This is a genomic window from Mucilaginibacter corticis (genome assembly GCF_007558865.1).
GTDB classification, from domain to species: domain Bacteria; phylum Bacteroidota; class Bacteroidia; order Sphingobacteriales; family Sphingobacteriaceae; genus Mucilaginibacter; species Mucilaginibacter corticis.
The window spans coordinates 860,577-873,303 of record NZ_VLPK01000002.1; the positions used below are offsets into that span (position 1 = coordinate 860,577).

The 12,727-nt window shown below is 48.1% G+C and carries 11 protein-coding genes; all 11 read right to left on the reverse strand.

The features are described 5' to 3' along the window. Nucleotide 1: 1 nt before the first annotated feature. The 11 genes from FO440_RS14410 to FO440_RS14455 all read right to left on the reverse strand — a co-directional run bounded on the left by FO440_RS14410 (nucleotide 2) and on the right by FO440_RS14455 (nucleotide 12,699). Nucleotides 2–463 carry a PH domain-containing protein gene (locus FO440_RS14410; RefSeq protein ID WP_144248964.1) on the reverse strand — a complete coding sequence of 154 codons (462 nt, stop codon included), beginning with the start codon at nucleotides 461–463 and terminating at the stop codon, nucleotides 2–4. Next, a complete protein-coding gene (locus tag FO440_RS14415; protein ID WP_144248965.1) occupies nucleotides 460–870 on the reverse strand; it encodes a hypothetical protein in 411 nt (136 codons plus the stop codon). Before FO440_RS14415 ends, FO440_RS14410 begins: the two co-directional genes overlap by 4 nt. Continuing rightward, nucleotides 854–1,603 (reverse strand): DUF4099 domain-containing protein, encoded by a 750-nt coding sequence (locus tag FO440_RS14420; RefSeq protein ID WP_144248966.1) that lies wholly within the window; start codon nucleotides 1,601–1,603, stop codon nucleotides 854–856. Before FO440_RS14420 ends, FO440_RS14415 begins: the two co-directional genes overlap by 17 nt. Next, nucleotides 1,600–2,553, reverse strand: a complete 954-nt coding sequence (locus FO440_RS14425; RefSeq protein ID WP_144248967.1) for an ArdC-like ssDNA-binding domain-containing protein — start codon at nucleotides 2,551–2,553, stop codon at nucleotides 1,600–1,602. Before FO440_RS14425 ends, FO440_RS14420 begins: the two co-directional genes overlap by 4 nt. Beyond that, nucleotides 2,513–2,962 carry a M23 family metallopeptidase gene (locus FO440_RS14430; protein ID WP_144248968.1) on the reverse strand — a complete coding sequence of 150 codons (450 nt, stop codon included), beginning with the start codon at nucleotides 2,960–2,962 and terminating at the stop codon, nucleotides 2,513–2,515. The genes FO440_RS14425 and FO440_RS14430 overlap by 41 nt, the downstream gene beginning before the upstream one ends. After that, complete coding sequence (locus FO440_RS14435; protein ID WP_144248969.1) at nucleotides 2,959–3,375, reverse strand: hypothetical protein; 417 nt, start codon at nucleotides 3,373–3,375, stop codon at nucleotides 2,959–2,961. The genes FO440_RS14430 and FO440_RS14435 overlap by 4 nt, the downstream gene beginning before the upstream one ends. Next, nucleotides 3,372–5,339: a type IV secretion system DNA-binding domain-containing protein gene (locus FO440_RS14440; protein ID WP_144248970.1), complete on the reverse strand. Its 1,968-nt coding sequence runs from the start codon at nucleotides 5,337–5,339 to the stop codon at nucleotides 3,372–3,374. Before FO440_RS14440 ends, FO440_RS14435 begins: the two co-directional genes overlap by 4 nt. 224 nt (nucleotides 5,340–5,563) lie before the next feature. Next, nucleotides 5,564–6,271 (reverse strand): type II toxin-antitoxin system HipA family toxin, encoded by a 708-nt coding sequence (locus FO440_RS24875; protein WP_246104221.1) that lies wholly within the window; start codon nucleotides 6,269–6,271, stop codon nucleotides 5,564–5,566. Next, the gene (locus FO440_RS24880) at nucleotides 6,213–6,845 is read right to left on the reverse strand and encodes a HipA domain-containing protein (RefSeq protein WP_246104222.1); all 633 of its coding nucleotides are present in this window, start codon (nucleotides 6,843–6,845) and stop codon (nucleotides 6,213–6,215) included. The genes FO440_RS24875 and FO440_RS24880 overlap by 59 nt, the downstream gene beginning before the upstream one ends. A gap of 8 nt (nucleotides 6,846–6,853) precedes the next feature. Further along, complete coding sequence (locus FO440_RS14450) at nucleotides 6,854–7,141, reverse strand: helix-turn-helix domain-containing protein (protein ID WP_144248971.1); 288 nt, start codon at nucleotides 7,139–7,141, stop codon at nucleotides 6,854–6,856. Nucleotides 7,142–7,194: 53 nt separating this feature from the next. After that, the gene (locus FO440_RS14455; RefSeq protein WP_246104223.1) at nucleotides 7,195–12,699 is read right to left on the reverse strand and encodes a helicase-related protein; all 5,505 of its coding nucleotides are present in this window, start codon (nucleotides 12,697–12,699) and stop codon (nucleotides 7,195–7,197) included. Between the last annotated feature and the right edge of the window lie 28 nt (nucleotides 12,700–12,727).

Consider the following 12,727-nt stretch of genomic DNA (forward strand, 5'->3'; position numbering starts at 1 on the left):
ATCAGTTGATTTCAAAGACCTGGTTGTGGCGGCGGGTTTCGAGGACGCGTTCACGGATGATGTCGATGATGTCGGATCGGGGGATGCCGCGGAGCAAAAGAAAAGGATTTTCGGGATCGGTGGTTTTGAGCTGCACGTTCATGAGTTTGCACAGTTGGAGCAGGGGCGGTTGAAAAATGACGTAGTCCTTGACCCTGAAAAGTTCCACGGTTTCAATTTCTTTAAAAAAAATGCCGCGTGTGATCCTGATATATTGCGGTGTAACAAGGTATAGAACACGATGAAGGTATACATAGCGATAGATCGCCAGTGAACTGAAAGCGAAACTAAGCCATAAGAGGGACGGCCAACAGGTGTTCGCCAGCCAGGTGACCAGAATGGTGCACAGCATCAATGGCAGGGTTTTGAAGAAGGAGAATAGCCTCGTCTGTTTAATACGAATGTCCTGGTCGGTGGCGTTCATGGCAGCTGATTTGTTTTGTGGGTGCGGATGCGAAAGTTATAACCGCTGGCTTTTTCCAGCGCGTTGAGGCTTAAGCGGTCAAATGCATATTTTTTGTTTTCAAAATTGACCAGGTAATGATTTTCCAGGTAACTGATCTTGATGGGTTTGTTACGGATCCAGGCAGCGAGTTTGAGGTCGCAGAGCGCGCCGGTGTCGTCGTTGCCGAAAAGAAAATGGATTTTCCTGTTCCTGGCGTATGGGCGGATGATCGCTGCATGACAGGGTTCGGGTGCGTATCCGGTGATCAGGACAAATAGCGGTGCATGGTAGCGTGAATGATTTGCTTTGAACCAGGCGGCGGCTTCGCCCTGTGTACTGGCTACAAACAGGTCTGTAGCCAGTACCGGGTCATCGGTGGTGAACATTTTTCCCTTTCACGCGGTCGTTTACTTTCCTGACTTGCATGTCTTCGAGTGCGTCGTAATAGCCACGGCTGTAGTCTTCGGATACTTTTTCGTCTTTGCTGAGCGCTTTAAGTCCCCGGTAAAGCAGATAGCTCAGGCCGCCGTCGATGAGTAGGGATGCGATCAGGTGCAGCTTGTTGGAGCGGATGCCATTGGGATCGGTTGCAGTGTACCTGAATTTTGTACCGTCCCGTATTTCTACCTCCTTTCCTTTTCTAAAGAGGAGTTTTTGATCGGGTGTCAGTTCTTGATTATTGACATAGTCAGGGGCAAGGATCTGCGCGGTGTCAGTGATGATAAATTCGTTGGTGTCTTTGTCAAATTCAATGAGCACCTCCTTTTTGACGCCACCGATTTCGACAACTTTATCGAGGTTGACAAGTTCACCATTGGCGAATTTTTCGGTTTCCCCATCGGTAAGGTAGGCAGGTCCTTGCGGTTCGCGGTAGACAGGATGGATCAACAGGTCGAGGTTGCCCTGCTCGTTTCGCCGCAGGGATATTTTGGCGTCGAGGTGCATGATTTTGATTTCGCCGTCGGTGAGGTTATGCAGGCGGATCATTTCGGTCCTGTGACCGGCGAGTAAGGCTTTGAGGTCATCCTCACCAAGGTGAAGCCTGCCGTCTTTTGAAAGGCCGAGGTTTTGAAATTCGGCTATGGGGATTTCTTGTTCCTCAAATGCGGTTTGTGTCATCTGGCTATGGCGTAATTTTTTTCTTCCTGTGGTTGCAATTCTTTCACGGTGGCTTCCCGGACGCTGTTTTTAGCGTCTACCAGCGCGGCATATAAACCATCTTTGGGCCCGACTTTAAATTTGGCGCCGTCGGAGTTTTCGACCTGCGCGGTCTTCCCTTTCAGGATGGACAGGACCTTGATGGTGTCGCCTTTATAGGGGATGACATCACCTTTGTTAAGGGTGGTTTTGTTAGTCATTTTTTTTTCCTGCCTGAGGACTTTATCGGCGATGTATTGCGCGTCGTTGGCAGCTTTGAAGAGTTCTGCGGGTTCCTCTTTCAATAATTGCGACCAGGGTTTGATGTAGCCGATGTGGTCGCCGATGTCATAGGGTTGCTGCAGCTGCGCGCTCAGGAAGATGGCGGCGATGTTGGCTTTTAAAGCGTCTTTAATGGATGACTCGCCGGGTTTTTCAGCAATGAGTTTTTCAGCTACGGCGCGCAGGCCCGGTTCTGGGCCGAGGATCTGGCCCAGCCGTTCCGGGTCGGGGGCTTTGACTTCGAGGGGACGCATGTCTTTAAGTTGTTTCGCATTAAAGACGAAGGCGGTCGCCAGTTTTGGCTCATCGAGTTTAACGGAGGTCATTTTAGGTTTGCCCTTGTCATTTTTTTCGCCGGTGTCTTGTAATTCGCGGGTTTTGTAGAAGCTGATGAGGGTTCCTTTTTCTTCTTTCATGACGTTGTTTTTCATGAAATTGCCCTGGTCGAGGGTCATCCAGCGGGGATCAGCTTCCTGTTTCAGCAGCAGGATAAGGGCGGGGGCGCCACGGTAATTTTTGCCGGTGCTGGGGTTAAGCGGCATTTGCAGCGGTTCCCCGCCGCCTTTTTGGAAAAGGGATGTCCCTTCTTCGAACTGCTGGATAAGTTTTTCAGCGATTTGTTCGGTCAGTGGTTTGAAGTTGTTGCTCATGTTGGATTATTGTTTGGTAAAGAAATTTTATGGGGTCAATGGCGCGGTCCTGGTAATTGATGGCGAGGTGGAGGTGCTCGCCGGTTACCAGACCGGTGGCGCCTGTTATCGCGATGGGTTCACCTGCTGTGACTTGGCCGTGGCCGAGCAGGCATATAGAAAGATGCCCATAGATACAGGTCAGCGGCCCGTCTGTTATGCTGACGTAAATACCTGATCGGTTATTGTAACCTATTTGTGCCTGGCCGGAGGCGATGGCATAGACGGTGTCGTGTTTGGCGCGCAGATCGATTCCGCGGTGAAATTGGCGAGCCCGTGTAATTGGATGGATACGATTGCCATAGGCCGAAGTGACGAGCAGGTGTTTTAGCGGCAGGCAACAGCAACAGATCAATAATATTTTGATCATCGTTCGGGCATGAGTTGTCTTTTCAGCCCGAGTTTATCTTCGAGCGTCTGCATACTAAGGTTCCGGACCGTTTCGTTTTGGAGCGCCAGTGACATCGCTGTTTTGATGTTAGCGGTGGATTGCCGGAACTCTTGCAGCAGCGAGATCTGGAACAAGGTTTTATAGTCGCCGACGCTTAACGCTTGTTTATGCTGCTGTAGTAAATCCTTGACCTGGTCTGCCGGTTTCAGCAGCAGTAATGCGTCGGTTCCGTATAGGCCCTGCCCGTTTCGGCCGAAACCAACATAGATAGTGTCATTTCCGAGGTCGGCGCCGGTAATGATACCGACTTGCCCGGATTTCCCGGCGGGGTCTTTGCTGAGTTCTGGGTGAACGAGCACGAGTGTTCCGGTGAGTTCATCGTTTTGATTCATGTTTTAAAGGTTGCTTTTGCGGGGTTGGAGACGGTGGGCTTTTTAAATGCGTTGACGAGTCCTTCGATTTCTTTGTTGATTTTCAGGAAGTTCTCCCGGAGTATTTCTTCTTTTTTGCCATGGAAGTCATAGTAGACCGGTAGTGGCCGGTAACCGCTTTCTTCCTGGTTTAATTCCTTTCCGTCGAGGTTGACGCGGCAATGGATAGCCGATGTTTCAAATTGCCCGGTGTATTTTTCCTGCGCATCAGCGGCGATAAGGCCGACCACTTCACCGGTGTTGAGCGAGGCCATTTTTCCTGCCGGGATCAATGCTTCCAGTTTTTCGTTGAGCGAGGTGGATGTTTTGTTCCGGTCGATGGACAGGCCTTCGCCAATTTGTTTGGATTTGCCGAACAGGCGCTCGAGCCATTCGAGTGTTTCCTTGTTGCGGACGGAACCGGCCAGCACGTTTCCCACTACTGCAGTGATGGTGGCCGCGGTGTCCTTGCCATACTGCTGCTGGAACTGCGGTATTTCCTGCAGGCCCATCAGGACGGCCACTTTGTTGCTCCGGGCCGTAGCGATCAGGTTTTCCACCTTGTGCACAAACAGGGTCGGAACTTCATCAATGATCAAGGCGGAAGGTAAATTGCCCTTGCTGTTAATAAGTTTGGTTAACCGGTTGACGATGATAGAATAACAAGTAGAGTTAATGTTCTGCGTGTTTGGATCATTAGCCAAAATGACGATACTTGGCTCTTTCGGGTCTGATATCTTAAGATTGAAATCATCGCCGGAAAAAACCCAGAAAGTTTCTTTCGTAGCCAGCCTGGAGATGAATATTTTTAAGGTGCCGATCTGTCCCTCCAACTGGGGAAATACTTTTTCCAGGTAGGCGGTCCGGAAAGGAGAGAGCAGCGAAGCCAGTTCGGGCTCCGTGAATAAAACATCGAATATTTCCTGGTAAGAGCGGTTCAGGAATGAGAGCACATGCGGCAGGCTCGAATACTTACCGCCTTCGTGTTTCGAGAAGAAGAAGATACAGGAAGCCAGGAAATTGATCGCGCTTTGTGTGAAGAACTGATCACCGCCGCTGCTTTTTTCACCTTTCTTCAGGGCCTCCACCAATCCTTCCGCACTTTCGGAAGCATCCGCCAATGTTTTCAGGTAATCTGCCCGCCAGGGATTGGTGCGGCAGCCCATTTCCACCTGATCGAGGTTGACCACATTGAACCGGTAGTTTTTGAGCTTACCCTGCTGTTTGGCCAACAGGTAATGGTAATAAGCGATTTTTCCGAGGTCGGGGTATTTAAAATCATAGACGCAGCAACAAAACTCCTTGGCGATCAGCTGGCGGATAAATGGATTGACGATCCCGAAACTCTTACCCGAACCCGGCGTACCGATCAAGATCGTCCCGCGAAATGGATTGACCAAATTGATCCAGCCGTCCCATACCTTTCTGTCATGATAAAATTGGGTCGGGATGTTGACCGAATAGGGTGTAAGGATGGGTTTCACGGCCTGCATAAAACTTTCAGCTTCTGTGTTCCATTTATCTTTACCCAATCCCGAATGGATGATCTTGGAGATATTGTCCATGGCCATACTGGTCAGGACAGCGCCGGCAAAGGAACCAAAAAGGTAGGCCCAATTGTAAATTCCCAACCCGTAAATACTCCCGAAAAAAAGTAACAGGCCCAGAACTAATGGATAGACGATATGCAGCTTGGGGTCGAGGTCGACTTTCTTTTTTGCCAGTGTGCCGATACTCACCAAACAGATCAGGAAGAAGGTCGCCAGTTTGCTGTATACGATGTTTTGATAAATTGCCAGATGGCTCAGCTTTTCCAGTGGCAATCGAAAAAAGCCCCAGAAAGGGGCCTGCTTATACACAAAGATGCCGGCTTCCAGGGCAATCGACACATAAATGCCACACTGCAGGAAACCATGCAGCTTTTGCTGGTCACGGGTTTCTTCCATAAGAAAAGGTTTGCAGAAGTAAAGAATTGTTCGATAAAGGGGCCTGCGATGAAGAAATTTAACCCATGGAAAGTGTCAAAAAACATCGTAATGATCGCAAGAATCTGGAAGAAAAATTACTGTTGCTTAGCGCCGAAAAAAATAGAAATTGATGCCTTACATAGGTAGACGACTTTCATCTCGAACGTTTCGTCAAAGCTATGGCTAATACGGGGTAACAGGCTTTAGCGGCCCAGGTAATACGCTTGAGCTATGTTGTTGTCAAAGGTAAAGGCTGCGGACATTCTCTCTTGCTCAGCGCGGGGGATTGCTAATTGCTCAGCTATTGTGCGCCATTGGGAAGTGCCAAGCCGCACTTCCTCGATTATTTCTTCCATTTGACGGTTAGTAAGTTGAAAGTAAATCCCTACGCTTTTTGCCAATGCTATATCAAGGTCGTTGTTGTCCAAGTCGATATTTAATGCAAGTCCTTCTTTGTCAACAGATGGGTTTAGATCATAAGCAGGGGATAAATGCCATTTTTTGTGATCGAGTAAAAAGCCATGATTTCGTAAATGGTCATCTGTGTTTGAAATGGCGATGTTAAAGACAATTCTGCGCCATAGCTGATGCAGGTCGGATATATTCTCGCTTTGTTCGGTCAGGATAAATTCAGCAATTTCCAGATAACTGGCATTTCGATCACGAAGAGATCCTTCATGGTTGGCGGTCATGGTCATTGCGGAAGAAAAATGTATTCTTTCATCTTTATTACGGTCGAATCGTTTAGTGAAAAATGTACGATAGTTTCCTGAAACGTGCTCAAGTTTGCTTTCGGTCATTCGTAACCCGGAATTCACAGCCAAGATATGCGCGAGATATTCCCAGGCAGCTTTATCGGTGATGTCGTTTTTTTGCCGGAAATTTTGCGATCCACAAATCGCCTTTTTCATCCACGATATTTGCTTTCGGTCTGGCGCCGCCCAAAGATGATCCGTGTGCGAGCAATAATTCTAGGTGCTCTTTGCTAATATGTTCATCATCCTTATCGAACATTTCAGCGCTGGATTGAAGCTCGCGTAACGAGGTCCACGGCGGAACCGGATGATGATTATCATTATCCAAAAATGGTCCTGACGATGTTAGCCTGAACCTAAGAGCGCCCATACGTGTCAAATTATTCACGCAAAGCAGGCAGTCAATCTCATATAATTTCGGTGCTTTCTCCTTTTGTTCAGCAGCTTTTTGCGCGGCTCTTCTTTGCATTAACTTCCTGCCCCATGAATCCTGCATTGCATCGGCAAAGGCGCCGAAACTTTCTTTTTGGGTTGGATATTGCAGTCCTTTATATAAAAGTATTTCCGGGTCAAGCATGAAAGCTTGTTTTGATTGCAACCACTCCGGCAGATATTCAAAACTGGAGGCTTTCCTGGTTTTGGCTTGATGAGCAGTTAAAACACCAATTTGAACCGGTTCGATGGCACCAGCCGGCTGAAAATATACTTGTATTTCTGTTTTAAGACTCATCGTAAGTGTTATAAAATTTCTAAATCCTGAAGCTTCCTGCCCAGTTCATCCGCGGCGGCAAGCTTCAATAAATCCTCTTGTAATCCAAACACCCGTAAAACATTCACATAGGCGCCTATTGATACACTTGGATTTCCTTTTTCTATTTGCCTAAGTGTGCCTCGGTCAATTGCTGACCTGTCCGCGACATCCTGCATAGTTAATTTTCTGCGTTTCCTTGCAAGTTTGAGGTTCTCGCCGAAAGCCTGCAACAATTGTTGTTGTTTAGGAAATATAATATGTTTTTTTAGTGCCATGATGTATATTTTCTCCAAAAAAATAAAAAATGATTAAAATATACATCATTTATTTAAGTTCCGAGCATTTCTCCCGGGTAATCTGCGCCTAACAGGTGAGCTTTCCTAATCATTTGTAAATTCTCTGATTGGTCAAGTGCTATTACCGGCGCTTCCGTAACCGTATCAGATTCTGCTTGGGCCGTTATTTTATCGCTGATTTGTTTTTCGAGCTTTTTGAGTTCAGTTTTGAGGTCGGCTAGTTCCTGTTCCTTGTCAAATGTTCGCTGCGTTAGCTGTTTGAGTATGGGTATTTCACGCTGGCTTTCAGCGTAATCCTTTTCATATTTTTCCCGCAGTCCGGTCACCCGGTCAATGGCATTGAGAAAATAGCGGGCCGCCAGCTTTGGATTGTCTATGTTCGGGACGCCGTGGTTCCAGAGGTATTTGATACCGCTGGGCGATTCCGCGTACAGGTCATTTTTATTTTCATACTGGAACATGCCGTTGCTTTCATAGGGTATCTTTTGTTGGCGCACATAGACATTAAATCCATGGATCGAACCAATTTTTTGTTCGTCCGGGCCCTGATAAGTCAGGTACAATTTATTGATAAACTTCCCGACGGCTTCGCTGTCAGCGCTGTGGAAATCGGTCAACGCTAACGCGTTGACTTTGGTGCCATCCTTATCAAAAATTAATGAGTCTTTATATAATTTTTCATCCAGGATCAGTTTGTCCAGCGTTTCTTTGGTTTTTACGGCATCTTTTTCCACTTCCTGCAAGCGGTTCCTGCTGCGGGCGACTTCTTTAAAGTGGACGGACCTCGAGCCTTCGAGTACCACGACTTTCTTTTCGATTTTGGTTTTCTCCAGCAGGGAGGTATCCCCTGAAAGTATGGCGATATATTCTGAGAAGTTCATGCCGCTCTTTTCATCCATCGCGCCCTCGTCCAAAGTTCGAACGTTCAGCTCACAGTTTTTCATCTGGCTGATGAAAGTTTGCTTGTTCTTGAGCAGGTTGAACTTGTAGTTGTCCAGTGACTGTTCGACGGCGTAGATGTAGTTCTTTACTTTGTTCCCGTAGTATTCTTTGGCAATCGTATTTCCTTGCCGTGCGCCGCGCCCGTCCCTTTGTTCCAGTTCAGCGGGTTTCCAGGGGATATCCAGGTGGTGCATGGCTACGATCCGTTTTTGAACATTTAAACCGGTACCGGCTTTTTCAGTTGAGCCGATAAGGATCCGGATGTCACCCTGGTTCATTTTTCTGAATAGATCCGGCTTTTGCTTGTCGGTCCAGTCATGAATAAAAGTGATCTCATGTGCAGGGATGGAAAAATCCCTGACCAGTTTAATTTTTAGCGCATCATAAATATTGAAGGCATCAGGTTTTGGCGTGCCTATATCGCTGAAAATGATCTGGGTGCCGCGATGAACGTTACTTTCGAAATAATGCTCTGCTACCCGGCGTGCGCTCACATTGACTTTGCTGCCGGGATGGTCTTCATAATCCTCGCTGATGAGCCGCATGTCGGCGGACATTTTCTTAGCGTAATTGGTTGCGATCAGCATCCGGGCATTATCTTCCTCTTGTGTCAGGGGTTTGCGGCCGATCAGCGTGGCATCGCCTGTTTTAGCGAAAGCCATGAGGTTAGCTATAAACTCCTCCTGGTCAGGGGTTGGTTTGATATTGACCAGGGATTCATCCAAACCCGGTTTATCCAACTGGATATGCCGGGCTGTTTTGAAATCCGTGATGTCGTTATAAAATAAAGCCAGCTCGGGTACTTTAATAAAGTGCCGGAAGCGTTCCTTGGCAATGATCTCGTTGGTGACTGAATACTCAAAATCGACAGTTTTTCGGGCGAACACCGAGGCCCAGCCATCAAAGTTCTCGATCCGCTGCCGGGCCATTTCGTTGGGCCGCAGGTATTTAAAGATCAGGTACATTTCAGTAAGGCTGTTAGAGATGGGGGTACCTGATAGGAAGGTAACACATAAGTCGCTGTCAAACCGCTTTTGCAGGGTGCGGACAGCAAATAACATATTTAACGCCTTTTGGCTGCCTTCCTGGTTGCCCAAACCCGCTACCCGGTTGTGGCGGGTGGTGTAGGTCAGATTTTTGAACTTATGTGATTCGTCGACAAAAAGATGATCAACATTCGTTTGCTCGAAATTTACCCCGGTGTCTTTGCGGTTCTCTATGGCGTATAAGATACCGTCAAGTTTAGTTTGCAGATTGTTCTTGCGGATCTGAAGGCCTTTCAGCATTTTACGGCTGATCTCGCCACCCAATTCTTCGAGGGTTGCCAGATCCTGCTCAATACTGTCCAGTTCCTGCGATAGTATTTGCCTTTGGATTTCCGGCGACTGCGGGATCTTACCGAACTGGTCATGGGTCATGATGATGCAATCCCAGTTGTTATTTTTAATTTGGTGAAACAGGGTTTGTCGCTTAGCGGGTGAGAAATCATTTTCATTAGGCGCTAAAATTTTTGCTTTCGGGTAGGCCTTCCGGAAAGTATCCGCGATTTGTCCGACATTGGCTTTCAGCGCCAGGATCATGGGTTTCTGCACTATACCCAGGCGCTTCATTTCCATAGCGGCAATGATCATGGTCAATGTTTTGCCTAAGCCTACCTCATGGTCGATGAGCGCCCCGCGGTTCTGCATGATCCGCCAGGCGGCATTAACCTGGGACACATACAGGTTTTCGATCCCCAGTGCATTGCGGTCAAGCCCCGGGAATTTAAGGTGGCTGCCATCATATTCGCGAAGGACATAGCAATTGAATGTAGCGTTGTACAAATGCTCCACGGCTTGTTTTTTATCATCCGGCAGATCGCGCAGCCAATCGCCGTACGCTGTACGGATCTTTTCAATCTTCTCGTGGCCCAGCTGTATGGCGTCGTTGTCAGGTACCCGCACCTCTTCGCCATTGACCATTTTGGTGTAGGTGAAATGTGGCGTGGTGTTTTCGAGCGCGTGTTCGAGCAGGGTATGGGCTTTCATTTTAATACCGGACCTGGGCAGCACCGAGAATTCTTCGTCAGTGATGGCATTACCCGCCGGATAACTGACTTTAAAAGTATCCGCGGATGAAAAGTATTCCACCCTGGTGGCCAGCCCAAATAATGAGCTTGCAAATTCCTGGTAGTAGGATGTAGGTAACCAGCGTTCACCAAGATTGAAATCCAGTAATTCAAACGGGATCTTTTCAGGCTGCACCCTTTGTATCGCGGCCAGGCTGCGCGCAAACTGCAAATGCTCCGGTTCATCTTTAACAGCTTGCTCAGCAAGCCGTAATTTTTCGACAACATTGCCGGACAGATACGCGTCGGTGGTTACCCAGTTACTGAGCTGCGGATCGAGCAGGATCTGTTTTTCGAGCAGCCGGATGATCTCGGGTTCTGACAGGCTGGTCATTTGGCCGACATAGTTCAGGTCGACCCGCCCCATATCATTCAGGCTACGTGCAAGGGCCTCAGTGGGGTCATCTGTTTGCAGCATTTCCTGCTGGCGGTACACCGGCCCGTGAAAGATGTCGCTTTTTACCCAAACATCGTTTTCCCTGCGCTCCAGTGAAGAAATAATGGTAAAGCCAAAGGCCGGGTCATTGAGAATGCGCGAACGGTTGAATACTTTATTCAGCTCGCCATATTTTGCCAGGAATTCATCGTAAACCCCATTGAGCGCAAAGCGCTCCAGATTTTGGAGTGTTAAGGTGCGGGATTCTGCTTCGCTTAGCTCAACGTAAAGGTCGCGGACGGCAACATAACTTTTGTAGAAATCAATATCCTTTTGTTCTTCAAACGCGCTGAATAATGCTTTGCCGTCTTTGGGTTCCTCAATTAACCCGGCTTTGTTTCGGTGAATGACCAGCGTATCCTTTACATAATGAGGCCCGATATTTTCAACTTGGTCCGGCCGGTCTTCACCGAGACTAAAAGCCGGTTCCAGGCTGCGATCGCCTTCGTAGCGGAAGTCGTGTGCAAAGTTTTTAAGACGGGCTGAGAGGACTTTTAATTCATAGGTCAGCGCATTTCCGGTCAGCCATTTGTTGGAGAAGCGGATTTCGGAAACATTGCTGAAGAGTTTATAATGATAACGGCCGCTGTTTTTTGCCCTTGCAGTCAGCATAACGATACTTTCGTGTTCCGGGTGGTCGGTTGTCCGGATCGTGCTGATGATACGTGCCGAGGCAGGATCGATGGTGGCCTCATCAAGATCGCTCAAATAAGCTTGTGCACGGTCATTGCTTAGGGTTGGTGCCGCATCGAAAAGACCCAATTGCGCGACAGAATGGATGTTCCTGACCCTTGTTTCCGGCACCTGAGTAAATGTCAGCTGTTTTTGTTTTGAATTTGACGGAATTTCCGAACGAACATCAATATGTTCCCAACGCGTACGGTCAAAACGGCTGGCTAAACCTTCCGTGATCTGCTCTTGCAGCGGTCCGGCAAGGTCTTCCAGATCGCCATTCATCCAAATGGTCTGCGAGGGCTTGCCGTATTGGTTCGTACCGGCGCCGATCTCATCCGCTAAAATGAGTTCAGGGTGCCTTTCGAGGTAGGCATTTTGCGAAAAGGTGCCGGCGGAATTTTCTTGCTCAATAGTGTCAATCAATAAAGCTTCGTCAGCTGTGAACCCTTTTTTTTGGTTGTTTTTTTGAACCACCAACAGGTGACTTGGTGCCTCGACATTAGCGTTATCCTTCATCAGGTTATCCGGCAGAACCGATACGCTGATAAAATCAGCAGAGGTAAAAACAAGTTTCCGGGCTGTTTTATTAGCCGGCGCATTTAAAAAAGCGTCAGTCACCAGGTAGGCCAACAAGCCGCCGTCCCTCAACTTGTCCAGGCCCTTGGCAAAAAAGTAATTATGGATCCGGCTGGTAACAGGGCTGTTTTGATAAGCAGGGTCAAAAACAGATATGTTGCCAAAAGGGATATTGCTGGCAATTAGATCATACTGGCCGTTTTCGGATGCCGGAGTTTCTTCAAAGCCTATGTTCCAAATAGTGACATTATCCGATTGTGTTTTTAAATAAGCTTCCAGCACTTTGGCCGTCAGCCAGTCCTTTTCGACTGCGTTGACGTGGATATCATCGAAAGCATTAAACGCTTCGGCAACAAACACGCCTGCCCCGGCGCTTGGCTCATAAATTCGTGCGGGATGGATCTTTTGTTCCCGTAAGGCGGCGTAAAGCGCCTGCGGCACGAACGCAGGCGTGTAAAAGGCAGTTAAAGAAGATCGTTGTAGATCATCAATGGCCTTTTTATAAGCCTCCGCATTTAGCCGCGTTTCTAAGGACTGGTGCAGCTCCATGACCAAAGAATACAGCCGCAGGTCGGCATCCGAAGCATTTCGCTTTTGCCACTCCTCAATCGATCCTTTTGCATAGAGAGCTGCCTTCAACCCGCCGAAACCGCAATAATTTTTAAGCACACGTGCCTCTTCCTCGTTGAACTGGCGCTTTCCGTCCCAATCCAGGCTGAGCCTGATCGCCTCAATGTTGTTGCGTAGTTGCTTCGCTGCGTTAAATGCCATTTGCATGGGGTAAAATTGGCCGGAAGCCATGTGAAAAAGACGGATTAAAGCGCTTAGA